This window comes from Winogradskyella thalassocola (assembly GCF_900099995.1).
Lineage (GTDB): Bacteria > Bacteroidota > Bacteroidia > Flavobacteriales > Flavobacteriaceae > Winogradskyella > Winogradskyella thalassocola.
The window spans coordinates 190,628-215,335 of the sequence record NZ_FNCZ01000002.1 but is presented as its reverse complement, the minus strand read 5'-3'; the positions used below and the strand labels follow the sequence as shown (position 1 = coordinate 215,335).

The following is a 24,708-nucleotide window of genomic DNA, read 5'->3' as shown; positions in this document are numbered from 1 at the left end:
TGGGTATTATTCTTTTAAAATTCCGTCTTTATATTTCTCTTTCTTAACCTTATTTCCAGTCTTATCAAAATAAATGGTATTACCATTTCTAAGTCCATCTCTAATACGTCGTTCTTCTGAGCCATCGGTTTCTCTATTGGTATAGATAAAATCGCCATCAAACAATTGATCAGAGTCTATGGTGTAATAGATTTCTGAATCGGAATTGTTGCTATGGTCTATGTAAGTAGTTATAATCTTTACGTTTTGCTTAGGGTAGTGATATTCCCAAGTTCCAATTTTCACATTTCTATACGTTTCTCCTTTAATTGAAGTACTACCATCTTGATTCCGTATAAGAAATAATCCATTTTGATAATGTTTAGTTTCATCTTTTAACTGCGCATGAAATACCTCTTTAAAATCGTGGTGAGATAACTCTTTTTCTGGTTTGGTTACTAAGTAATCTATTTCAAATGTTTTGCCATTGCTTAACGCACTGAAGTATTTTACTTTTATGTTACTATTCGTTTCCGAAAGAATATGGTATTTTTCATCTGTGATAATCCCATTCTCATCATAAACATTTAGTTTTTTTAATTTCCCACTATCAAAGGATTTCAATTCTTTTATTAAACCATCAATATTATAAACGGTATAATCGCCATGAAGGAGATTTCCTTTATAATGGTATTCTAGAAATATGTTAGCTTTATTAACATATTCTATCCATTTGCCAAATTTATATCCTTCTTCATACTGTCCCTCTCTAAAAACATTGATAGGTTCATCATCGGTATTTATAACATAACTTTCTAACCAAAAACCATCTTCTACTCCGTCCTTATATTGACCTTTGAACTTAATAGTTCCAATACTGTCTTTTACTAAATAGTCTCCGTGTAATTTCTCTTTTTTATAATTAGAAATTGTCGTTTTCTTTACATAATTTATATAGGTACAATTATCCGTTTCAGATTTTGACGGCGATTTTATTAATTTACAATCTATTGGTTTACTTTCTAAGTATGAATAGCGTTTTGACTCCCCTTCTTTATAACCATTTTTATAATTCTCCTCCAAATAAAGCTCTTGTGAGTGCTCATTTAATTCTCCTGTGCGTCTATTAATAAAAGTTAAATAATAAGATTTCCAAAGTCCTGATTTTTTGTCATTAGTGTAGTTTCCTTCTGCTTCTAAACTACCAGATATACCATATTCTTTCCAATATCCGTGCTTCACATCATTCAAATAATAACCTCTTGCTTCGATTGTTAATTGAGTGGTATCAGTTTCTATCACACCACCATCAAATCGCTTATTATAATCTATAAAAATCTTATAAGAACCGTTAAGCTTATCGTTTTCATAAGAACCAAGAATAAGACTATCTCCTTCAAAATCCTGAAAAACACCTTCTTTAATGCCGTTTTTGTAATATTTATAGCTTAAAATACGCTCATTTTTATCTTTATCAACATATACAAATTCAAATCTACCATGCAATTTATCATCATCATAATTAAATTTTTCTACCCCATATAAAATCCCGTCATTGTCATAATGATATGTTTTACCTACCCCTTGGAGTTTATCTTTAGTGAAGTTATTTTCATTTGTTAAAAGTCCATTATCATAAAGTTTCACAGCTCCTTCTAAATTACCGTTTAACATTGCATATGATGTAGATAATTCTCCTTGATCAGAATACTCTTTCCAAACTCCTATTTTTCTATCATTTTTATAATGACCAACCATTTTTAAATTGCCATTTTTATAATATCCCTTATATTCACCTTCAAATTTACCATCTCTTAAATAATACTCAATTTCAATTTGATCAGTATTCTCAAAAAACAGTTTCTTTTTTCCATTATCTGGATCGTAAACACTATTCTTTTTTATCAATAAAAATCGATATGCAGTAAAACTCTCGTCAGAAGAAGAATAGTCATCCTCTTTCTTTCTTTTTTCTGTAGTAATCTTCAACATGTAAGTTTTATTAGCATAGTTATTTATGATAGCATCGTCTTCAATACTATTATTTATTAATTTATAACCAAGAGAGTTAAGCGAACGTTGAATTTTTTGGTATGCCTCTTTGTTGAAAACGGCGTAATTTATTTTATTTGGTAAGCCATCATAAGTGTATAAATAAAACCATGCTGTTGCTTTATCATTATAACTCGACTTATTATATGACCATGTAATAGTATTATACTCATCTGTAGAACCTTTATCAGAGCCATAATACTCCCAACCTTTATTTAATAGATATTGATTGGCATATTCCCAATTGGATTTACTACAAGCAACTTGAAGGTCGTTTAGGCTAATATTTTGAGCAGAAACTGTAGCGCAAAAGCTGCATAAAAAAACTAAAAATAATCTAGATATCATAAAAAGCGGTTGAATTACATCATTAAAAAAATAGCCTTTTAAAACATTATAATAATGTTTTAAAAACATTGACTAAGAATTAGTTTAGGGAACATTAAAGATAAAAAAAACCTTAAGGTTTCAAAGTGAAAAATACAGTATTAATTAGACTGTTGCATTACTAAATTATTAATATGAGACTGAGTTTTAATATTAGAGAAATCAATTTTACATTATTATTTCAACCATTTCAGCCCACAATTCATATTTATTTTCAAATTCAGGCACATAATTCTTATACAAGTCTGTTATGACCTTAATATCACGTTGAATTTTAAAAATTTTATTGAGCTGATTTAGAATTAGGCTTCTTTCTCCATTATCCATTCCGTTTTTATCTAAATTAGGAATTTCTAGACTAAGCATTTGCTCTTTAAAACATGTTATCATTTCTTGCAAAGCGCCACTGCTAATTAGTTTAAAGGAATTGTTTTCTATTATGTAATAATCTTGATAGAACTCATCACAGTCCAAAAACTTAAAACAAGCATAACATGTATAAAAGTAATTAACGCGACTAAACACTTCAAATGGATAATTTTCAATAGTCACTGAATCTCCATCGCGCATAAAAGAATCTGCAAAAATGAAATAATTATTTGTATTGTCATATTTATATGCACTTACAATTGTGCAACAATGTGCACCACCTGAATAAGATTGAGTAAATAAATATTTATTTTCATTTATATCTACAAATGTATGAGATGAAATACTTTCATTTTCATTTAAAAATTCATTAAGTTTAAGAATTTCGTCCACTCCGTTTTCTACCTTTTTAACGAAGTAATCATTGTCGTTTTGAGTAAATGCTGTATTACAAAATAAAATAATAAGAACTTGAAATATTGTTTTTTTTAAGTACATAATAATACTAGTTTTAGTTTAAATCAATGGTAAACTCTAAATAGACAGGTGGATGATCTGAAACTCCTCTTGCAATAGCTAAATTTTCACAATTTTGAAGATAATCTACCGCACCAGAATAGATTATTAAAAAAAATTGCTACAAATAAGAATGAAACTAACTTTACAAAGCATCTCCCTATTTCTTTTTGAATAGAGTAAAAATTAGTCCCAAAGCCACAACGACATCCACAATATTCCATATGTCTCTACCAAGCGCAATTTTAAAAAAGGGTTGAAACAATAAAGCTAGTGTTCCATATATTACCATGTCTGTTTTGTTATTTTCCTCATTAGCTCTAAAAGCCAGAACACCAAAGCCAACTAATGCCGCAAACCTAACGAATTGATAGAATCCGTAGGGCATGTCTAGAAGGCAGAGTAATAGTAGGATTGCTAATGTGATTTTTATGATTTTAATAGTCATGATCGTAACGTTTTTTAATGCCCTAAGTTATCTTTTAGCTAATAAGCCCTTTAGAAATTCTATTCTCGCTTTCTAACAGTATTGTTTGTCAAATTGAAATCATGTTCAAAACTGACTCTGTCTTTTCTGGATATTTCCAAATTAAAACAATGAGTATCATTAATAGTATTTTGATGTTCCAAAATGGAATTAAAATACCAATAGTAGCAAGAACTAATAAGAATTTATAGAAATAAAATCGTTGATGTTCTGCTTTAGTATAAAATTTCACAAGCTTCATTGTTCTGTTTTCCATGTCGAGTAAAAATATACCGTCATTTTCTATAACAAAATCATATTCCAAAAGTTGACGTCTTGAATTTTTATCCTGAACCGATATAGCCGATTTACCTGATTTCACTTCAACTATAAACTTTTTACCATCCTTTTCTACTACATAATCTAATATAATTTTTGATTCAAAATTCTTATTATTCACCTTATAACGATGAAAATATTGTTCTTGTTCTCCTACTATTGAATATCCCTTGTCTTGCAAAAATCCACGAGCTTTATTTTCTAACATTAGACCTCTTGCAAATCTCTTTTTTTGCTTTCTTTTTTTATTGTATTGTGCGATCTTGAGTTTCAAAGCAATGTATAACAAGATGCCAATTATAACAAAAAAAGTAAATCTTTCGATTATGGTTTCATTCATAAGTAAAGAAAGGGTTAATAGTTTTTAATTTTTGGTATGGCTTATTTTCATTCTTTTTACTTTACTAAATTGATTTAAAACATTAGAAGAACGATTATCCCACTCTTAAAAACAAAAAAACGTCCTAGGTTATTGCCATGCAAATTACTAACCTAGCCTTCAATATTGTTCTTTCAGAGTTACCTAGAATCTCATTTAATATAAATAGGAATGGTGATGTAATTAATAACAGAAACATTCTAAACTGTCTTGAAATTTATTCTAATAAAAATCAATCTTCCCATCCACAAAGCGTTCTACCTATTTTTTTAGCTTCACTCAATGTGACTTTGTCTACAGAACTTTTACAATTAGAAAGTCCTCGACAGGATTTTGAATAATGGTATTTCTTACTGTATTTACCTTTACAGATGTAGACATTAGAATCCATTGCATCGAAAGATGTTACAGTAGCTACCCCAAAACAAAAAAATAAGCTAAAAAAAATATTAATAATAAATTTCATAATGTTTAATTCCCTTTAATTGTAAATTCTAAAAAAACTGGTAAATGGTCAGAAATCATTCTGGATAGGATTAGATTCTCACAATGTTGTACAAAATCAACAACCCCAGACTTCTGAAAAGTCATTCCTTTTGAGTAATAAATATTATCTATTTCGTGACTAAGGTAGTCGCCCATAGAACATTTCTGTTTTAAGGTTGTTTTTTGATCTTTAAGCGCCGATTTAAAACCTTGCTCATATAAGTCGTTCCAAACTTCATGCTTTTCATTTAGGTTAAAATCACCTGCTATTAACAATTTGTCTGCGCTTAATCGCTCTTGGTAATATTTAAAATATTGCGTTTCTAATTCAGGGTTATCGTTGTACTTCCGAGAATGAAAGTTAATGACATGGAATGTACTGTCGCTATTTTTCATCTTAAATTTTGCAATATAAGGCTCTCTAAATATTACTGATGCCAACTCATCGTCTAAATATGCTCTTCCTTTTAAATCTACTTTACTCGTTTTCCATAAAAAAGCATAACGTTCACTCATATAGACTGATGGACTTTTTGTTGGATCGCTTATTCTGTAATCCCACTTTGATCCTTTTCTGTTCAACTCGTCGGCTATTTGGGCTACTTTTTGCGCACCAGCAGGATGCTTGGCTACGACTTCTTGAATGGCTACAATATCGAAATCTTTAAGTATGTTTACGATGAAGGCTATTTCGGTGCTGTCTTTGGATTGTCCAAGATTTTGGATATTCCAGGTGATTAGTTTTAGTGCGTCACTACTCAGTGTAGCATCAGCATCTGCTTTGTTAAGAGCCTTGTCAGATAAGTTAAAATCATAATTACCTACAACAGGTTTATCCTCAGACTTAGTTGTAATACCTGAATCCCCCTTACTTTCTCTAGGAATACAGGATACAATTAAAAATATGAAACAAAAAAAACTAATTCTTTTGATTATGTAATTATCTATCATTTACAGCGGTTTTTTTTTATAAAAACATTAATCAAAAACTATTTCATTTTTATTATAGTCAATAGTCAATTTACCGAATTTTGACAAAGCAGATTGTCCTAACAGTAATGGCGCCTCTAAATTATGAACAACAGAGGCTTCAACATTATAAATGGTTTTAGTTCCAATTTTTACTTTTTTCAAATTAAGTCTCGTTCCTTCTGATATGTTACCAGTTGCATCTTGAAATTGAACTTTCCCCAAAAAGTCTTCTTCATTTAACTTACCTTGTTTAAGTAGAAAAAGGACTTCTGTTTCTGATATTGAAATATTACTAGCTCCTGTATCAAATATAATATCCATATCAATATCGTTTATCTGAATAGGAATATAAAAAACACCACCTTCCTTCTTCATTTCAACCATATTCTCACTTTTTATATCACTTCTATTATACGTTCTTGTTGAATTAGGGTTTAAGTCGGACGAAGAAGTAGCTCTTTTACAACTAAAAATTAAGGAAAATAATACAAATATTAAAAGTTTACTTTTATTCATATTTATTTGTTACTTTAGGTATTATTTGGATTGAAAATCGCTTATTGTAAGATTCTACATCTTCTCCTTTTTTATAATCACCAATACTTCTACTTTCACGACAAAGACCATTATACCCACTTCCTGAAATTAGAACCTCTACATTATCTTTTCTGAAATTTATATTATTGGCAAGCCATAAATTATATACAGCTAAAGCTCTTTCATATGATTTTTTATAACCATCTGAGTTATTTTCACTATATCTTTTATCATATGTATTAGCCATATTCCCCTCTATAACTAATAGATATGAGAAGTCTTTATTATCGTTCTGAAGTTTTTCTAAAAATCCTTTTATCTTTTCTCCTATTTCAATAGTTGTTTGCTTATGCTGTTCTAATACTTCTGATTTACCAGGATCAAAAATCTCTATACCTCTAAGGCTTTTAGCCACAAACTTTTTACACTCTTCTAAATATATGAAATCGCCGTCTTCCTCTAATGGTTTAAACTGTTCATCTAACTGAACTATCTTTTTTAAGTCTTCTAATGTAGCTACCATTTTTTGTTGATCTAGTTTTAAATAAACAACTGTTAAAACAAATAGAACTAGCATAACGAAAAATAATGTTGTCATTAAATCAGCGTAACTTACCCAGAAAAAATCACCTTTATCTTTTTTTGACATCTACAGTATATATTTATATATAAAAAGACCACAAGTTGCCATGATTACAATTGAAGTAAAAATTAGAGCAAATAGCAAGAGTTTAGGTGTTTTAAAATATAATGGTTTGTCAGCAATTTTATCCATTAATTGATTGATTGTTGTATCATGGTCTTTAATACTAGCTTTCAAAACACCTACCTCATTTGGTAAACTTTTTATTTGACTTATACTATCATTAACTTTTAAAACATCTTGTTTTATTGCTGCTATGTTTTGGCTTTCATCATCAAAAACTTGTTTGGTCTTATCCTTTAAGTCTTTAAATAATTTTTCAAATCCAGAATTAATTTCAACATCCTTTTCATTGAAACTTTTCATTCTTTGTTCAAAAGATTTTTTAAGCTCTTCTACCATATCTCCTGTAGAGGAATCAAAGTCGGCTACCTTATTACTTATAGCTTGCTCTCTTTGCTCAAAACTAGAAAAGTGAGTTTGCAAATATTTTGAACCTTCAGAAATATTTTTAGCGTTTACATCAAAATTGTCTATTATAGTTCCTAAATCACCAACTTTATCTAATTGAATAGAAACCGTATGATTTAATCTTTCTGTATTTTTTAAAAGTCCATTGACATTAGCTAAATACTCTGACAATTCTTTTAACTTAGAAAATGAGCTATTGATTTCTTTCATGACATTGATGTTATATCTAGCCATATTACCAACATCAATTCTTTTTAATTCTTCAACCACCTGAAGCTGACTTTCAAAAGAGCTACGAACCTCTTTTATTACCCCGTCAAAATGCCCCATATTAATCGCAAAACCTTCATTAAATTTTAACAAATTTGCTTGTAAGGTCTGTAAACTTGAAGCTGTGTTTTTTGAAAGTATTGGTAATAGTTGGGTTTGTATAAAAGTAAAAAAGTTATTTTTATCATTTTCTGCCCCTTTTCTAATATTATAAAACAAAAGTGAATTTATAGTTGTTAGTAGTAGCCCAATTGCGCTAGCTATCATTGCTATTTTAACCCCAATAAGTAAAGCATCTACCCCTTTCAATGTATTATCTGCATTCATTGATTCTGCTGACCCACTAATTGAATCACTTAAGCTAGGCATTGCAATTAAACCAATAATAATACCTAACATAGTTCCAAAAAGTCCTAAATATAGGGGTATTGGAAGGTTACTAGTTATGGCACTCTCTTCATTGTCAATATTTCTATCTACAATATCCTTAATTAAATTAAAGTCGCTTATCGCTCCTTTATTTCTTAAGAGATAACTATTAATAGCACTAATAGTATTATGAAATGACGAACTTACTTGACCTGAAATTTCAATAAGTGAAATCGTTATTTTATTACTCATATGTCCTCTTTATTAAATAAGATCAATTCATCATAGTCATCATTATCCTCATCATAAACATCCTCAATATCAGACTGATTAATTAGGTCTATTTGTTCTGCCTCATCATAAATGTTTTCATCGTTGCTTTTATCTAAATTATACTCACCATTTGTAGAATTTAATTCAAAATCATCCTTATTATTTAAAATAGTATCAGCATCTATTGAAGACACTAGGTCTTCATCAATAGATAATTCTATCAAGTTTATATTTGAATTTTTAGAAATAATTTTTTTAAAAGCAAGTATTCTATTTAAGTTTTTATAAAAAAGAATTAATTGAAAACATATAATAATGCCAACAATCACCATTATTATAATATCATGTTTACCGCCCATATAATTTATATTTATTGAAATTTTATTAAAGCTTTATCTGACTCACTAACCACCCACTCTCCATTTACTAATCGCGCAATTCCTTTACGCTCTGTTATAATAGTTCTTTGAAAATCTTGATTACTATTGGCATTGTTACATACTCTATATAAGAAATCATCAGGTGAATTTATGATTTGCCGCATCATAAAATCGTTAACTAAAACAACTTCAAATTCTGCAGAGGTTTTGGTACTATCTATATAAGTAAATTTAAAAATCGTTTCTTGATCTAGTATCTCTTGTGTGGTTTTTACAAAGATTCTATTCGGATTTGATTTACCAGCATAGAAACTGGTTAATACAGGTTTAGGTATAGAAGTGTCCCACTCTTTAATGTTCTCAGTTTCATTTTCAGAATAAGATGAAGGAGGTGAAGAATTAAAATTATCGTTTGAATTATATTTAACTTTTTTTAATTCATTTTTCAATCTAGTTATTTCCTTTCTCAAACTACTTATTTCATTATTGAGTTTAGGAATTTCTAATGAGTAGGTTTTATTAACATTACGTTCTTCTTTTCTTAAAGCTTCTAATTCTCTAATTTTTTTTCCCTTATTTATGGATCTAATAATAAAGATTATTAAAAGAGCTAACAGAAAAACAATTACAGCATTTGATAAAGTAAAAATTGATTTACCTCTCGTTGGGATAACCTCGATCTTAGCAGTTACATTTGCATTTTTTTCAACATTTTCGTCAACCTTCGGATTAATAAAACGATCTATATCTTTATGTAATATAGATAAAGGCTCTGAATCAATTAATTTTTCTTCTTTTACATCTTTTAATATAATTCCAATGGAGTTAAACAAAGTGTCTAAATCCTTTTCTTTAGACTTAGTTTCGTTAATCTTAAAGGAAACCTTTTCCAAGGTCTTTTTAAATTCTTGTTTTAATAAAATCTCTAAAGAATCAAAAGGCAATGGATAATTAAGAGAACTTTTATTAAGTCGTACTTTTAAATTGTCCGAATAATCTAAACTTTCCTTTTCATTTAATTTAAGTTTTTCAATATAGCTTTTGGTTACAATAGCATTCGTATGATCCACAATAGTTATCCATTGTTCATCAGAAATAGGTTTACTCTGACCATGTAAAGCCACTAAGCATAAGCTACTAAAAATTAAAACAATTAAATTTTTCATGATTATTCTTTAGTTACTAAGTTATAAGCTAGCTCACCCAGACTTCCAACTAATGGATAAAAGAAAAGCGTTTCTGCTATGTCTTCCTCATCATGGTTTTCTAACTCTATAATCTTGTTGTTTATACCCATTTTCATAGCATTCACCTTTTTATCTTCTAGAAATTGTTTGGTAAATTTTAATATGCCATTATCAATTCCAAAATAATCTTTAAATGAAATCTGTTCGTTCAAACGAAAAAACAACTCAAGAAAATGCTCATAATCCTTTACGGAATCACTTTCTAATGATTGAATATCTTTATAAGTCCATTTCTTAGATTCACTCATCAAAGTATTATGATTAATCAATACTTCTTTGATTTCATTTATATTCACATCATTATTTTTATTAAAATAAATTGCGCCTTTGCTTGCTATTTCTTTTGGATTATCTTCTAATAAAATTTCTATGGACACCTTTTCAGAAGCGTCAGAAATATCTGAGAAAACAAACTCAGCGATACGTTTTAAAGTATCTTTTGCTTTAGAAGCATCAATAATTGTTAATAGTTTTGAAGCCGTTCCTGAGAAAGAAATAGATACAGGTGTTTTTAGTTTTCTAGATTTAAAAATATGAGCTAAATGATAAATATGAGCTACATAGAATAATAAAAATATAATTTTCAAATCTTTATCTGCCTTTAAAGATTCCAAGAAACTAATAGGTAGTTTTTTTTCTCTAATTATAGGGTTGTTTTCTAAACTAAAAAGAACATTGATAGCATCATTTGATTTGTTTTTAGATATAATATTGTTCATCACGGTACCAAGATCCGCTAAATTATTATTCTTCAATTCATCATATAACTTTGCTTTAAACCTTTTTACAAAACCATTGATATTAATGTTTCTTTTATAATTATCCCCAAATATCGCATCACCTGCAAACTTGTATGAGCTAAACAATATTGGCTTTTCACCTTTATATATAGCTATATCAGAAGTTCCTCCTCCTATATCTATAGAGACCATTGGTTTTTCTAAAGCTGCTTTTCCCTTCTCATTAATGTAATAATAAAAAGGTGTTAAACTTTCACAAACTTTTGATATGCTAACATCACTTCCTAAATACTTCAAAATAATATCATTCCATTTACTCTCTAATTCATTTAGCTCATAAACCATCATACTAGCTGGGTAAGACCAAACAATTTTTGTTTGTTTCAAGTCTCCATTATTCAAAAGAATCTTATTACGTATCAATTTTATTAATTGCTCGAAAAAACTACGCATAACCTGACTACTATTAGCGTTCTTATTCCATTTTAAATTAGTTTCTATTTCGGTATTTAAAGCAAAAGATTTTTTTTCATATTGAAATGGAATTGCAATATTGGACATTGAGAACATTGGTTGTGTAAAATTTGCCAGTTTATGATAAGCGATTACTGTTCTTTGAGGAAACTCATATACACTGTCTTTTTTTATAATATTTGGAATTAAATCTACCTTGCAAAACTTCAAAAAAGATTCATCAAACTCTTTATCATTTATGAGATGCCCTATATGTTTACTTTCAGTGTTTAATAATTCAAATGACTCAGAAATACCATCATTTTTAGAGAATTCAATATGTGTATTTGTGGTTCCAAAATCAATTGCAACCGTGTATTGATTTAAACCTCCAGCAACTTTAGATTCAAAATTTGGGATTAAGATGCCACTAGCATAATCATGCCTAATTTGTAAATAATCAAAGTCACTATTTACAACTAGTCCAAACATATCTATATTTTCCTCCCCTTTAAAGCGTCTTTGCGTTTCTTGAACTGTGGTTACCTTTTCATTATAGGACTTGAAGAAATCAATACTGTATTTATTTCCTTGAAATATTGGTAACGAGTCGGCATCATAAAAAGCGATATTGTATTCAGGCTCTACCGTATTTCCAAACTTATAAAATGGAGTGATCCCTATATTAATCCTATTTTCTATAATTGCACCTTTGTTAGATTCTTCACTAAAATCTGGTTTGTGAGCTTGTGAAACAGGATTATAATAAGTTCTTTTAAATGTTATCTGCTTATTATTTTGAATAGGTAGTCTTAGGTAAACACGGACATGATTATTACTCAAAATCTCAACTTCGAACATCTTTTCTCCATTGATAATTCTATCTAAAAAATCTAATTTAAAATACTCAAAAAACAAAGGCTTTAATGGAAGTAAAAATCCATACTCATTATTATCTTGACCATTTATAAAATAATAATTATCTATTGGCAAATGTGTTTTAATCAATACTGGTTCAAGGAAGTCACTAGCGACTATGTATGGATATTTAGCCCCATCAAATGGCAATTTTCTTTCATTTATAGGTTCTTCAATATAACTAGGCGCTTTATTTGAAACAGCCCAGTCAGCAGAGACATAACGAAACCCTTTTGGAATATCGTCATTAGGAAGCACTAGAAGTGGTTTAGACTTCTCAATATTTTTTGGTGAATTGAGAATAAAATCACTTTTAGAAATCTCACCCAAATTACCTTTACTTCTTTTTAGGTTTACATTTAAAACCTCAACGATTTCGCCACCTCCATCAATATTCAAATCAAGTAACTTATCATACATTTCTATATTCTGACCAAGAATTTTACTTCTTAACTCATCTGATAAAAGAGGAAATATTTTTTGTAGATAATCATTAAAGTTTTTAAAGTTCACAGTAAAATTGGGAATACTTTTACTTAATAAAAAAAGATATTCAATATAGGAAGCGTCTCGTTTGTGCAGTGAACAATACTCATCATCAAAAAATGTATCACCCGCTGATGTGAAATCTTTAAGATGGAATTTATTTGCTGATGTGAAAAACAGCGAAACCGGAGACGTACCACCGATAATGTTTAATGGATTTTGACCTAATTTATAATTCAGTAAATAGATTTTATGCATCTTATCAAAATTATAAGCTGCACTATCTTGCTTCAAATAAAGACGTAAACTTTCACCCAATGCTCTATGACCTTCGTGCGAAGAATCTAACAAGTTGGACAAATCATGCTTTGGGTCCCAGCTAATAATCTCTATTTTATCTTGATATTTTTCAAAATCAAATAAAATCTGACCAATATCTAATGCATCTGAAACCATTTTATGATATATTGTATCACCTTCCAAATCTCTATTAACAACCTCTTTAAATGCTGTATTAATCAAATCAATTCTAGCAAATGGACTTGGAATAGAAGTGATCTCTTTACTAGCATGCTCACCGTTTGGATCTTTAATAGCAGCGATAGCTTTATCATTAAGTGGAGTTGAATTATCCCACCCATAAACATCTGCGCCTTCATGAAATCTAAATACTTTAACACTCATAACTTTTTATTTTTCTTGAATTAACAAATTAGTCGTATTGTAAAAAACATCTATAAACCTATCTTCTTTAGTCTTACCTTTTTTATCGTGTTTGAGAGACTTGTTTAAAAACTCTATGAATCGCTCATAATTTTTAACACCTTTCCAATTAGAACGTTTTAATGAGATACCATTAACAGCGTTGAATATTTCACTATTGGTCAATTCTAATGTAAAAGGAGAAAAACCTCTTTCATTTGAAGACATTTGCTCCAACCAAGTCCAAAAACCTTTGTTAAAACGTTTTAATTCTTGATAGAATTCTGTATTTAAAAAATCAGAATTTAAACCTAATTCCGCTGAAAATTTTTGATCAAATGTCTTAGGAAATTTATTCTCCAAATACATATGGAACAAATAGTATTGTATCAAAGGTTTGTACAGTATGCTTTTTGTATTTCCGTCTAAGTCTGGAAAAGTAATGTTCTTAGAGTTTTTATTTATACCAAATTCTCTTACTTCATTTTGATCTGTTACAGATTCATTTGCAAAATCTAGAATAGCCATTGCTGAAGCTAATTCAATAAAATGTGCATCATTTTTTTGAGATGTACTTCCTTCGTTATTTTCATAATCTCTATTGATATCGTCACCTATATAATACATTCTATTAACATCGTTATTTACACCATGTTCGTAATAATGTAAGGCTGCTTTGGTCTTAGAAATAAATGTAGACTTTTCAATTTCACTATCCTCATCTTTTTTGACACCAAAATAAGGTAAGACGGAAATAGCTCCAATATTTGAGTTTTTAAGCAATTGATGATTATCCAGTTCTGAAGAAGCTTCTCTTAAGTTTTTTAGCAAAAGAGGAAAACCAGAAGCTCCTGTTCCACCAAAAATTGAAGAAACAATAAAAATCCTATCATTTTGTGAAAAACTTGAGGCGAATGTTTTAAAATCATCTGAATGTTGAAATTGATTTAATACCACACTTCCCATATTAGGATTCCCTTTAAATCCAACATCCATTGTAGCTTCCAAGTTTTTTTCACTAAAAAGCATCGATGTCAACGCTCTATTAGTTCTATCCATAGATGCTAACCCAATATAATCCTTAAATTTCTTATCAGAATTTAATATTTTAATTCTAAAATTAGGTGTTTGAGATTCTATTTCTGTTTTAAAAAATTGATTAGAAGTGTTAGTATCAAATGACAGCGATTTTCTTATTTTTTGATAAGACCTTAGAGTATTCGTTGTAAGACTTACATCTCCATTAGCAGCATCAGGATCAATAATAATAGGTATTATTTTTTCCGAGTTACATTTTACTCCAGATGCTAATAAATAAGTTAGAGATTTTAAAACTCGAGAACCAGTACCTCCAATTGCAAAAATATATAGTTTAGACATAATTAGATTTTTAAAAAGGGATATGAGATGAATTTGAACTTTTCCATTTCAAAAGTGACGACCATATCAAGAAAAATAGTGCCCCAAATAAAAAGTTAGTCAGTGAGAAGTATATTAAATCTTGAAAAAAATAAGGTATTTCATCTAACACAGACAAACCTTGAGACAAATAGTTATCAATAATGGAATCATTCGCCACCATATAAGCTATAATTGAGCTTACTATAGAAACAACCAATAAAAACAATAACCATATGGTTAATTTTGCAGTTTTTGGCCTATCAACAACATAATAATAAAGAACCACAAATAACAGACTTACTATTCCAGTAATTATAAATACCCAAATAGCAAAGTCTAACCTCAACAGATTCTCATAAAACGGTTGAGAATTTATTTTAAAAATATCATATAATAATTTAATACTTTGTCCCATTATTTTCTTTGTTTATTTTTATAAATTATAATTCCAATGATAAAAAGGATTAGCAAAACAACAAACCAACCAACAATAGTTCCTAATCCAGAACTAGCTTTCTCTTGATTAACTTTTAATGTAATTTGAAAATATTTATTACTATCTCCTGTTGTTTTTTGAGCCTCATATATTCCTTCTATAATATTCTTAAAACCAAAAGTTTGAGATTGCTTTAATGCATTTGTTTCAATATCTCTATCATCTTCACCATCTTTAATGGAAACATTATCTATCCATTTTGGAATATTTTTATTTAATGTTATCTCAATATTTCCATTATAGGTATTAGGTAAAGACAATAGCAAAACGTGTGTACTATTTTCAGTACGTGAAATATCACTTGGGTTGATGCTTTTTAAAGTACCATCTTTTAACCGTATTTGATTACCCTCAATTTCCCCTATATCTAATATTTTAATTTTTTTAGAATTAAAACTATAGTTTGTGAGGTCTGTTAAATAGTCATCTGAAATAGGAATATCACCAAGGTTAATAGAAGCAGCCAGTTGAACACTTGCACCCTGGCTCAAAGAATTTTCAATCGTTACAGTTTTACCTTTTGTTGAGCTAATGGAAAACTGTCCTTTATTTAATGTAAAAGGAAGCACTGAAAACTCATTAATTTGTATATCAGATGGAGTTATCTGGTATTTATTTTTAAGATTATATCTTTTTAATTTGGGGACAACTCCTTTAGTATATTTATCTACAGTATCCCCATCCCCGATAATAAAGACATAGTAGGGGCGTTTTTTGATACCAACTCGATTATTATTATCAATATCATAATATGTCCCCTCAAACTCGCTTTCAAGATGTAACACACTAGTTGTTAAAGTTTCTGAATTAGGTATACTTTGAAATTTGCGAGTAATATTCTGCCTTAAACGAATTAATCCAGACTCAACATCTGTATCCTTAGGTGAATAAATAAAATCTGCGATAAACACTATTATTTCATCTTCCTTCCAATCAAGTAAGATTTTTTCAAATAATTTATCAAAATCACTAGTACCCCTTCCTTTTTTATAGAATCGCCCTAATGTCTTTGCGTCTATACCATCTAAATTATCTTTAATACTTACTGATTTAGCTGTGGTATTATTTATTAGAAAAAAGTCAAGATTCTCTTTATTATAGTTTGTTTTAGAAGTTATTATCAAATCATTTACAGCATTTCTAAAACCTGTATTTATAATCTTTTTTTCTGGCAGATAACCATACATACTTAAAGTGTTCTCCAAATAGAACTTCACTTTTGTCTTATGGTTTTTGTCATCATTTGGTTTTGGGACAACATTTAGAGTATCAACTTCAGAAACGATATTCTTCTCTTTGTCATCAATTAAAGAACTAGAGCCTTCAGTTGAAGGTCTTTCACAAGAAAAAATGGCTATTAAAAATACGAGTATATATAATTTATTCATAAGGCTTGTAAAAAGCTATTAATTAGTTGCTCAAACTTAAATCCTTTATTAACACACTCCTTACGGGAAACCGTAATTCATAAAAAAAAAGACAATTATCTCTAATTGCCTTTTTTGTTCAAACACTACACATAGATTGTCAATAGTCAAACCATATCCATTTTCAAAAATATTTCCAAACAAAAAAATGATTAGCTATTTCTAGAAGCATTAATCATTGCCATATTCCTAGCATGCATTTCTTCTTTTTCATTTTTTTCAATTTCAGAAATCTGACTACTAATGATCATATTATGATTGCTTATCTTAGTTGGAATATGAAATAAATCAACGATACACCAGATCGCTAAACCACCAAATGTGAACCAGTACAGAAATTGTAATCCCCATTTCCCTAAATAGGCATAATGACATCCTAAAAAGAACCAACATAAATAAGCTGTTCCTGATGATTTTATCTGCGATTGTAAATAATGTTTATTCATGTTTTATCTTTTTTGGGTTTTATATATCAAACGTAAACACATTAAAAACCAAATCCCTACGGAAAACCGTAATTCGAAAAATTAAACAAAAAAAAAGCGGCATCAAAACTCGATACCTATATGTCATTGTACACATAACGTTTATCCACAGTCTTAAAAAAAAAGAGGAATGACCCCATTAATATGTATCATTCCTCTAAAATAATAACGAACCATTACTTATCCACCGTTTCCTGTAGGAGGTGTTGTTGGTGGTGGATCTGGAGGAGGTATTTCACCGCCGTCACCACAACAAGCTTGTGGTATTACTTCATCTACGATACTCTCTGGATTACAAGAAAATAATGCCATATTGAGGAAAACCGTAAAGATAATTAGAGATAATTTCTTCATTTTATATAATTTTAAAAATTAAACACAAGTGTTGCTGTCCGAGATATTTTCGGAGACTTTGTTGTCTTGCAACACTGACTAAATTTTGAGGTAGAGACCTCTTTTTGGGAAGTATGAAGTAGAAACGTAATAGTGCTATACCTTCCCAAATATCACAGCTAATTACATTACGACTTCAATATAGAATTGAAGATCGCAAGCCTTATTGCGAGTAAGGCGTTTTTCAATTCTAATACAAATGAAATAAGATATGCTTGGAAACTATGGAAAGAGATTGGAAAGCTTCTGGAAAAGAAATTCTATATTATTTCCAAATTGAATTAGTAACTTTAACTCCATTAAAATCAAATAAATGCACAAAAAACTACTTATAAAGGCTTTTGAAAAAGCTGAAGAAGAAATTAGCTCCGATAAAGTATTTCCAAGAGCACAATTGCTTTCTGACTTCATAGTTAATGATAGCAAAGAACCTTATGGTGAAAAAATCTTAAGTTTAAAATATAAGTCCGCTTTAAATGGATCAAAAGAAACAATCCGCTTAAAGAAACATGCAGAAGACGCATTAAGTCATTATTTAGGATATGATGATTATTTAGAATTTACACAAAAAAATGGAACGCACATACCTGTAGAAGAACGTAAATCTAAACGCTCGGGTTATCTATATAAAAGTATTATTGCAGTTGTGTTAGTGTTTGTAATTGGCACGGTCATATACAATTATATAACTAGGCAACGCTGGATGGTTTGGAATGAAAATACTTATGTAGAAGTAAATTTTGATGTCAATAAGTACGATGTTAATCAGTTAAAAATATTTAAAGAAGAGCGCATAGAACTTTTTAAAAAAGTGACACCTCATTGTGAGGATCAATTCTTTAATGCTAACGGTAGTGTAAAAATTTGGTATGGTAAGAACAAAGAAAAGGAATTAGAATACTTTACAGCTCTAGGTTTACATCCTGAAACGGGAAAAACACTGAAACCGATTACACAGTATATGATTAATAAACATATATGCAACTAGATTATTAATATTAACATTGGAGAACGAACTAATTCAATACTATAACGAATCCTTTCAGAACAAATAAAATTAATTTATAGAAAAACGGTAATAGTATAACTTATTAAAGTTACCGTTTTTCACCGTTAACGGTTAATCAAGAACTTTCTTTTGCTCTTATTTTTTTCTAAATATTAACTCATTTAAAACAAAAACTTCAAATAAAATTTTATAAATTTGAAATACGATATTTATTAACAAAAAGTGAACACGAAACCGAACACGTTTTGGAACACGATTAAGAACATAGCGAATTTTCAAATAGCTCAAAATCAATATTTTACGATTTTAAAAAAAGAGCTTTTTAAAATTCATAACCCAGAGGTCACGAGTTCAAATCTCGTTCTCGCTACAACAGTAAAAGTCTAGCACGGAAGTGCTGGACTTTTTTTATGCGTTGCGCTGAAGCTCGCTTCAAAGCGCAAAAGCATAAAAAAAGGCCATAGCAATGCCCTAGCATTGCGGACTTTTACTATTGTACAGCTCACCTCGCGAAGATTCTATAAATCGCAAAAAACAACCAATTCTTAAAAAAAAGTCCATAGCAATGCCCTAGCATTGCGGACTTTTACTATTGTACAGCTCACCTCGCGAAGATTCTATAAATCGCAAAAAACAACCAATTCTTAAAAAAAAGGCCATAGCAATGCCCTAGCATTGCAGACTTTTACTATTGTACAGCTCACCCGCGAAGATTCAGCGAAGCTAAACGAGTAAGACTAAAGCAATACGATAGTATTGCGGCCTTTCTCTATTGTAGACTTCACCTGCGAAGATTAAGAGAAGCTAAATCAAACACAAAACCAACGAACTCAATTAACCAACTCACGCTTTTGAGTCCCAACTCTATAACAACGTTCCACTCCAAGATATAACGGATTGCCATACTTTTCAGACCAAAAACCATCTAACAAATCTTTAGTGATACACTTGTAAATCACCACACCTTTATAAATCAGTTCATCATCTCCTTTATAATTAAAATTGATGACCAAGATATTATCCTTAAAAAAACCGGTGCCTAATTGTTCTTGACTACCATTAATCAACCACATAGCCTCTATTCTGTTATACTCATTTAGGATTAATTCTAATGTACCTTTATAAGCGATACCGTCTTCATCTTGGTTGCTGCCTATAATGTTGTAGGTTCATGAGAGTTGGTTTATGGTCATTTGATTACTGGATTGTTTTTGACTACTAACTATTAGTTTTTATTATATCCAAATTGACGAGTCTGAAGTACTTCTTTCCACCAAATTTCTCTTGCTATAATAGTTTTATCATCCGTTGTGGACTTAAATATATCTAAAATAGAATATTTAAAATTACTTTTAATATAGTCGAAACTTAATTTCTTGAGTTCTACATTTTCTCCATGTCCAGTTTTCTTATAAGTTTTCCAACGTCCTAGAATCATATTATCACCATAAGCAGAACCGACATACATTTTACCATTGGATATATCTGTAATTAGATAGACTCCTTTTTGGTTTTCAAGTGCAGTTCTCCAAGTCTCTTTGGTTACGACTCTCGATAACTCTGACCATGAAATATTTACTTTTTCATAGCCTGGAAATAAGTCATTATCAAATGTATCTGGTAATATTTGAAGTACTTCACATTGATTTATGACGGATGTAGCCAATCTCACCATGTTTTGTGAAGTGTTTTTATACCTAAGCACCAATCTTCCGAAGTACTTCTCATACTGAGTGAGAGCTTGGTATTCATAGCCCACCGTATTGAATCTATTTAGATCCTTAGTTACTAAACCGATATGAAACAATAGCCATTGATTTTTCTCTTTCAACCGCACTAAGCCAATATTGATTTGACCTTCTTTATATGATTTGTTTTTACTATAGTTATGATATTGACCATTGAGCATAGTTTGAAAATCCCCATTTTTATAAAACTCTATTGGATCCCAAACACCTTCAAACATAAGATTAAATCTAATTTTTACATTATTCAGATTCTTTAAATTTAAAAGTTCATTGAGTAATATCTTTTGATGTATGAATTTATTGTTATCCATTAATTATGAAAATCATTTTAATATCGGATTAGCCATAGATGTTTTACCATTAGAAACCTCACCTGTTTTATGACAATACTTTTCTGGGAACTCATAGTTTTCAAAAGCAGCCCAAGACTTATAGGCTTTATAGCAAAATGGGCGTTCTGGGTTAAAAGCAATCTCTTCACCTGTTCTAATACAAAACCCTTTATTCTGCTTTTTAGATTCTACTTTTTCTTTTTTAGAGTGGGGCTTACTATCAGTAACTGATTCTTGATCCCTTTCCAACCGCTTTTCTGATCTGGTTTTTAAAACAGGGACAACCTCTTTATCGTCTAACCATACCACATCGATGTCTTGATATACAACACGTTCATATCCCTTTTTAGTTGGGTCAAATGATTCAAAGCTATCTAACAAGACTTCTGACCTAAGGTAATTTTTACTCAACCCTAGTAAAGCCTTTTTAAAAACTGGCCGTTTTATATAGATACAATGCGCACTATGTTCTAATAAGTCATAATGATGCGCCTCATGCTCTTGATAAACTTTTTCAGTTAAAGCAAGTTTAGAGAAAGCTAAACCGTATTCTACGTTATTTTCAGCTGAGTAATCATATAAATTCATTGAAGTAATAATGCCTTCAGATTCATTATAATAACTTTTAGCATGCAGCCTTGGCTCGTAAATAATAGATACATTAGGAAAAGCTTTAAAATAATCCAAGTCTTCACTTTTCATACTACGATAAAAATTATCTTCATTTTTACCAAATAAAACTTGTAGATAAATATTCGGATTATTTTTAATTAAATTAAATCGTTCTTTAAAATGATCGTCTAGCTTTATGTAAGGTGATGTAATATAAATGAACTTCTTAGCATTGGTAATAATGTCATCAATGGCATTATTAAGATCATCTCCAGTTAAAAATGTACTCATAATAGGTTAATAATTTTATTTGGTTTTATTTAATTTAGTTGTTTTGGTTATGCATCCTTAAGCACTCCAATCACTATACTGACCCTCCGCTTGTTGCATAATCTCTTCTAAGATGTCATTAAGCTTCGATAAACTTACTTTTTTGCGCAGTTCTTTCTTTACGGATAACCGTATCGCTGCTTTTGCATTTTCTTTTTTAACCCAATCTAATTGAAGGTTAGCCTTTACTGCCTTAACCACCGCATGTACAATATCTTGAATGGGGCCTTCTTCTTTTATAATATCTTTTTTGGCAGCTAGAATATCATAAAAAGCCAGTTCTTCATCACTTAAGCCTAACTCTGCCGTACGCTTATCATCATTTTGCAAATCCTTTGCGCGTTCTACCATTTCTGCAATGGTGGCATAACTGTCTAAAGCATTATTATGGTATCTGTCTATTACTTTTTCTAGTTCCTCTCTTAGAGACGTGTACTTTTTAATGTTTTTATGCAGTCGAAGTTTAATTTCATCTTTAAGAATATTCTTTATCAATTCTATTTTTAAAGCATGACCATCTTTTTCTTGCTTCGCCCCCAATAAAAACGTATCGTCTAAGATGGAAATGTCTGGTTTTTCTATACCAGCCATGGCGAATACATCAACAATATCTTCAGAATCGATACTCTGACTAATCAATTCTTTAATTCTCTCTTTTTGTTCGCCTCGACTCGATGTTACAGACTTTGCATTACGCAAAGCTTTAGAGACATGTTGTGCAAACAATACATCTACAGCAAAATCTTGTATTTCGGTTTGACTTTTTACAATGGACAACAAACTAGATAAGGTTTTCTCTGCCTTCATGTAATTGTTGGCGTCCTCATCGTATTTAATCACATGATTTAATGCTGCTTTTACTAAAAGTACCTTATCTGCATCTCGTAAGCGTTTCCAATCCGAATAATCAATACTTGCAGGAATAAAGGCTTTGCATATCTCCACTTGATTAAAAAACATTTCTAAAGCCTGCTCCATATCAATTGTAGGTGGGCCTTCGCCACCACTACCTGTATATTTATTGGTTGCTGTTTTTAAATTATCTCCAATACCAATATAATCGACGATGACTCCGTTTTTCTTATCTTTTAAAACACGGTTGGTTCTCGTAATGGCTTGCATTAAATTATGACCTTTCATAATTTTATCTACATACATAGTATGCACACAAGGCGCATCAAAACCAGTCAACCACATATCTCTAACAATCACTATTTTTAAAGGATCGTCTTCTTTTTTAAACCGTGCTTTTATCCCTTCTGTTGCATCTTTTGTTCTAATATGCGGATTCCAACCTACTGGATCTTTAGAGATATTACCCGTCATCACCACGGCGACCTCTGGACAACCGTCTAAGGCTGTTAGTGCATTATACATTTTTACGCAATTACGTCTGCTCATACAAACCACCATCGCTTTCCCTTTTAAGGTGTTGGTTCTATTGGTATAATGGTTGAGTATGTCTTTTGCAATTTTATTAACACGGTCTTCGCTTCCTGCAGCATCTTCAATAGCGGCCCATTTAAGGTTGCTATTATCTTCGACATCTTCCGTGATTTCATCGACCTCATCATCAATATTTTCATTCCACAAATGCAGTTTAGCCAAACGTGGTTCATAAAAAATGCTAACGGTGGCATTGTCTTGTACAGCTTGTTTTATATCATAAGTATGGATTACAGAACCAAACACTTCTTGGGTATCTGCATCTTTGCTATCTACTGGTGTACCCGTAAAACCAATAAAAGAAGCATTGGGTAATGCTTTACGTAAATTAGAAGCAAAGCCATCTAGCAAACCATATTGTGTGCGATGCGCTTCATCTGCCATAACAATGATGTTCTCACGTTCCGACAAAATAGGATGCTCCAATTCACCTAAAGCCTCGTCTGTAGTTTGCTTTAATCTAAACTTTTCTATGGTGGTGAAAATAACACCTCCAGCTCCTGCGCTTAATAATGTTCTTAAATCGTTTGTGGTATCGGCATGTTGCACATCTCCCACCAAATCTTTAGCGAGTACAAAGTTTTCATACAATTGGCGATCTAAATCACTTCGATCCACTTGTATAACAATGGTTGGGTTTTTCAATTCTTGAAGACTCCGCAAAATACCTGTATAAATAGCCATAGAAATACTTTTACCAGAACCTTGCGTATGCCAAATCACACCAATACGACCATCACCAAACGGACGAACCGATTTTTTAGCGGCGTCTACCGCAAAGTTAACACCGAAAAACTGATGATACTTAGCCCCTTTTTTAATGAGTGTGCCATTATGGTCTTCATGAAAAATGAAGTTTTTTATATAATTCAGTATTCTGTCTTTGGGGAACAAACCGAATAACAAAGTATGCATCTGGAAATCATCTTCCTGTACGGTATCTCTACCATTAATACTTTTCCAAGCAGCAAACCATTCCATACCCGAACTAAACATACCATGTTGCGCTTCGTTACCATCACTAATAATCGTTAGGGCATTATACTCAAACAACAACGGAATGTCTTTAATGTAATGCTCTATTTGGTTGTGTGCTTCTTTAACGTTCGTATTTTCATCGTACCAGTTTTTCAATTCAAATACAATTAATGGTAAACCATTAATGTAAATAATAATGTCTGGACGTCGTTTATTTTTTCCTGTGATGCTAAACTGATTGACTGCCCAAAAGGTATTATTCTCTGGACTTGTAAAATCTATGGGATAAATATGAACGGCCTTTTCCTTACCCGAAGCATCCTCATAAGCAAACTCAATCCCTTTGGTGAGTTTTAAATGAAAGGTACGGTTACGATGCTCCAAATCTGCTCCTGCATTATTAGTAAACTCAGAAACCGCTAAGGTTTGAATCTCTTTTGGAATATCCGGATACTGCTGTTCTATAAACTGAAGCAACCGATCTTTTAAGACCACTTCGGTCGTATGATTTTGTGGTAAAGTAGTACCTAATTGGTGTGTGTAACCTAAATCGGTTAACCAATCTATAGTGGCTTGTTCTATCGTGGCTTCTTTCGTCATATTTTATGGTGTTCTGT

The 24,708-nt window shown here is 30.5% G+C and carries 21 protein-coding genes; 1 reads left to right on the top strand and 20 read right to left on the bottom strand.

What is annotated here, in order from left to right:
- Positions 1-6: 6 nt before the first annotated feature.
- From BLT80_RS07905 to BLT80_RS20035, 16 genes are all read right to left on the bottom strand, one after another.
- Positions 7-2,448, bottom strand: a complete 2,442-nt coding sequence (locus BLT80_RS07905; protein ID WP_092467080.1) for a toxin-antitoxin system YwqK family antitoxin — start codon at positions 2,446-2,448, stop codon at positions 7-9.
- A gap of 138 nt (positions 2,449-2,586) precedes the next feature.
- Positions 2,587-3,285 carry a hypothetical protein gene (locus BLT80_RS07900; RefSeq protein WP_092467079.1) on the bottom strand — a complete coding sequence of 233 codons (699 nt, stop codon included), beginning with the start codon at positions 3,283-3,285 and terminating at the stop codon, positions 2,587-2,589.
- A gap of 178 nt (positions 3,286-3,463) precedes the next feature.
- On the bottom strand, positions 3,464-3,751 hold the full coding sequence (locus BLT80_RS07895; protein WP_092467078.1) for a DUF6804 family protein: 288 nt from the start codon (positions 3,749-3,751) through the stop codon (positions 3,464-3,466).
- An 88-nt stretch (positions 3,752-3,839) separates the two neighbouring features.
- Entirely contained in the window at positions 3,840-4,448 is a 609-nt protein-coding gene (locus BLT80_RS07890; protein ID WP_092467077.1) for a hypothetical protein, read from the bottom strand.
- 510 nt (positions 4,449-4,958) lie between these two features.
- Positions 4,959-5,924 carry an endonuclease/exonuclease/phosphatase family protein gene (locus BLT80_RS07880; protein WP_092467075.1) on the bottom strand — a complete coding sequence of 322 codons (966 nt, stop codon included), beginning with the start codon at positions 5,922-5,924 and terminating at the stop codon, positions 4,959-4,961.
- A 27-nt stretch (positions 5,925-5,951) separates the two neighbouring features.
- A complete protein-coding gene (locus tag BLT80_RS07875) occupies positions 5,952-6,461 on the bottom strand; it encodes a retropepsin-like aspartic protease family protein (protein ID WP_092467074.1) in 510 nt (169 codons plus the stop codon).
- On the bottom strand, positions 6,454-7,131 hold the full coding sequence (locus tag BLT80_RS07870) for a flagellar motor protein MotB (RefSeq protein WP_092467073.1): 678 nt from the start codon (positions 7,129-7,131) through the stop codon (positions 6,454-6,456). The genes BLT80_RS07875 and BLT80_RS07870 overlap by 8 nt, the downstream gene beginning before the upstream one ends.
- Positions 7,132-8,487: a MotA/TolQ/ExbB proton channel family protein gene (locus BLT80_RS07865; RefSeq protein WP_092467072.1), complete on the bottom strand. Its 1,356-nt coding sequence runs from the start codon at positions 8,485-8,487 to the stop codon at positions 7,132-7,134.
- On the bottom strand, positions 8,484-8,867 hold the full coding sequence (locus tag BLT80_RS07860; RefSeq protein WP_092467071.1) for a hypothetical protein: 384 nt from the start codon (positions 8,865-8,867) through the stop codon (positions 8,484-8,486). The genes BLT80_RS07865 and BLT80_RS07860 overlap by 4 nt, the downstream gene beginning before the upstream one ends.
- Positions 8,868-8,878: 11 nt before the next feature.
- Positions 8,879-10,054 (bottom strand): V-type ATP synthase subunit I domain-containing protein, encoded by a 1,176-nt coding sequence (locus BLT80_RS07855; RefSeq protein ID WP_092467070.1) that lies wholly within the window; start codon positions 10,052-10,054, stop codon positions 8,879-8,881.
- Between the two features lie 2 nt (positions 10,055-10,056).
- Positions 10,057-13,416, bottom strand: a complete 3,360-nt coding sequence (locus BLT80_RS07850) for a hypothetical protein (RefSeq protein WP_092467069.1) — start codon at positions 13,414-13,416, stop codon at positions 10,057-10,059.
- Positions 13,417-13,422: 6 nt separating this feature from the next.
- Positions 13,423-14,814, bottom strand: coding sequence for a hypothetical protein (locus BLT80_RS07845; RefSeq protein WP_092467068.1), 1,392 nt, complete (start codon positions 14,812-14,814; stop codon positions 13,423-13,425).
- Positions 14,815-14,824: 10 nt separating this feature from the next.
- A complete protein-coding gene (locus BLT80_RS07840) occupies positions 14,825-15,250 on the bottom strand; it encodes a hypothetical protein (RefSeq protein ID WP_092467067.1) in 426 nt (141 codons plus the stop codon).
- Positions 15,250-16,719 (bottom strand): hypothetical protein, encoded by a 1,470-nt coding sequence (locus BLT80_RS07835; RefSeq protein ID WP_092467066.1) that lies wholly within the window; start codon positions 16,717-16,719, stop codon positions 15,250-15,252. Before BLT80_RS07835 ends, BLT80_RS07840 begins: the two co-directional genes overlap by 1 nt.
- Before the next feature lie 191 nt (positions 16,720-16,910).
- The gene (locus tag BLT80_RS07830) at positions 16,911-17,204 is read right to left on the bottom strand and encodes a TM2 domain-containing protein (protein ID WP_092467065.1); all 294 of its coding nucleotides are present in this window, start codon (positions 17,202-17,204) and stop codon (positions 16,911-16,913) included.
- Between the two features lie 219 nt (positions 17,205-17,423).
- Positions 17,424-17,597 (bottom strand): hypothetical protein, encoded by a 174-nt coding sequence (locus tag BLT80_RS20035; RefSeq protein WP_175455562.1) that lies wholly within the window; start codon positions 17,595-17,597, stop codon positions 17,424-17,426.
- A gap of 352 nt (positions 17,598-17,949) precedes the next feature.
- Here BLT80_RS20035 and BLT80_RS07825 point away from each other — a divergent pair, with 352 nt between their 5' ends.
- Positions 17,950-18,624: a hypothetical protein gene (locus tag BLT80_RS07825; protein ID WP_092467064.1), complete on the top strand. Its 675-nt coding sequence runs from the start codon at positions 17,950-17,952 to the stop codon at positions 18,622-18,624.
- An 851-nt stretch (positions 18,625-19,475) separates the two neighbouring features.
- Here BLT80_RS07825 and BLT80_RS07820 read toward each other — a convergent pair.
- The 4 genes from BLT80_RS07820 to BLT80_RS07805 all read right to left on the bottom strand — a co-directional run bounded on the left by BLT80_RS07820 (position 19,476) and on the right by BLT80_RS07805 (position 24,691).
- Positions 19,476-19,718, bottom strand: coding sequence for a hypothetical protein (locus BLT80_RS07820; protein WP_394331387.1), 243 nt, complete (start codon positions 19,716-19,718; stop codon positions 19,476-19,478).
- A 152-nt stretch (positions 19,719-19,870) separates the two neighbouring features.
- A complete protein-coding gene (locus BLT80_RS07815; RefSeq protein ID WP_092467062.1) occupies positions 19,871-20,704 on the bottom strand; it encodes a GIY-YIG nuclease family protein in 834 nt (277 codons plus the stop codon).
- A gap of 12 nt (positions 20,705-20,716) precedes the next feature.
- Positions 20,717-21,628, bottom strand: a complete 912-nt coding sequence (locus BLT80_RS07810) for a phospholipase D family protein (RefSeq protein ID WP_092467061.1) — start codon at positions 21,626-21,628, stop codon at positions 20,717-20,719.
- A 57-nt stretch (positions 21,629-21,685) separates the two neighbouring features.
- Positions 21,686-24,691, bottom strand: a complete 3,006-nt coding sequence (locus tag BLT80_RS07805) for a type I restriction endonuclease subunit R (RefSeq protein WP_092467060.1) — start codon at positions 24,689-24,691, stop codon at positions 21,686-21,688.
- Positions 24,692-24,708 lie beyond the last annotated feature (17 nt).

Bases quoted from the DNA above. Each gene is read 5' to 3' on its own strand.
- BLT80_RS07815 (WP_092467062.1), bottom strand. From the start codon at position 20,704: ATGGATAACAATAAATTCATACATCAAAAGATATTACTCAATGAACTT.
- BLT80_RS07820 (WP_394331387.1), bottom strand. From the start codon at position 19,718: ATGTGGTTGATTAATGGTAGTCAAGAACAATTAGGCACCGGTTTTTTT.
- BLT80_RS07880 (WP_092467075.1), bottom strand. From the start codon at position 5,924: ATGATAGATAATTACATAATCAAAAGAATTAGTTTTTTTTGTTTCATA.
- BLT80_RS07850 (WP_092467069.1), bottom strand. From the start codon at position 13,416: ATGAGTGTTAAAGTATTTAGATTTCATGAAGGCGCAGATGTTTATGGG.
- BLT80_RS07870 (WP_092467073.1), bottom strand. From the start codon at position 7,131: ATGTCAAAAAAAGATAAAGGTGATTTTTTCTGGGTAAGTTACGCTGAT.
- BLT80_RS07845 (WP_092467068.1), bottom strand. From the start codon at position 14,814: ATGTCTAAACTATATATTTTTGCAATTGGAGGTACTGGTTCTCGAGTT.
- BLT80_RS07855 (WP_092467070.1), bottom strand. From the start codon at position 10,054: ATGAAAAATTTAATTGTTTTAATTTTTAGTAGCTTATGCTTAGTGGCT.
- BLT80_RS07900 (WP_092467079.1), bottom strand. From the start codon at position 3,285: ATGTACTTAAAAAAAACAATATTTCAAGTTCTTATTATTTTATTTTGT.
- BLT80_RS07810 (WP_092467061.1), bottom strand. From the start codon at position 21,628: ATGAGTACATTTTTAACTGGAGATGATCTTAATAATGCCATTGATGAC.
- BLT80_RS07865 (WP_092467072.1), bottom strand. From the start codon at position 8,487: ATGAGTAATAAAATAACGATTTCACTTATTGAAATTTCAGGTCAAGTA.
- BLT80_RS07875 (WP_092467074.1), bottom strand. From the start codon at position 6,461: ATGAATAAAAGTAAACTTTTAATATTTGTATTATTTTCCTTAATTTTT.
- BLT80_RS07805 (WP_092467060.1), bottom strand. From the start codon at position 24,691: ATGACGAAAGAAGCCACGATAGAACAAGCCACTATAGATTGGTTAACC.
- BLT80_RS07905 (WP_092467080.1), bottom strand. From the start codon at position 2,448: ATGTTTTTAAAACATTATTATAATGTTTTAAAAGGCTATTTTTTTAAT.
- BLT80_RS07890 (WP_092467077.1), bottom strand. From the start codon at position 4,448: ATGAATGAAACCATAATCGAAAGATTTACTTTTTTTGTTATAATTGGC.
- BLT80_RS07840 (WP_092467067.1), bottom strand. From the start codon at position 15,250: ATGGGACAAAGTATTAAATTATTATATGATATTTTTAAAATAAATTCT.
- BLT80_RS07835 (WP_092467066.1), bottom strand. From the start codon at position 16,719: ATGAATAAATTATATATACTCGTATTTTTAATAGCCATTTTTTCTTGT.
- BLT80_RS07860 (WP_092467071.1), bottom strand. From the start codon at position 8,867: ATGGGCGGTAAACATGATATTATAATAATGGTGATTGTTGGCATTATT.
- BLT80_RS07825 (WP_092467064.1), top strand. From the start codon at position 17,950: ATGCACAAAAAACTACTTATAAAGGCTTTTGAAAAAGCTGAAGAAGAA.
- BLT80_RS07895 (WP_092467078.1), bottom strand. From the start codon at position 3,751: ATGACTATTAAAATCATAAAAATCACATTAGCAATCCTACTATTACTC.
- BLT80_RS07830 (WP_092467065.1), bottom strand. From the start codon at position 17,204: ATGAATAAACATTATTTACAATCGCAGATAAAATCATCAGGAACAGCT.
- BLT80_RS20035 (WP_175455562.1), bottom strand. From the start codon at position 17,597: ATGAAGAAATTATCTCTAATTATCTTTACGGTTTTCCTCAATATGGCA.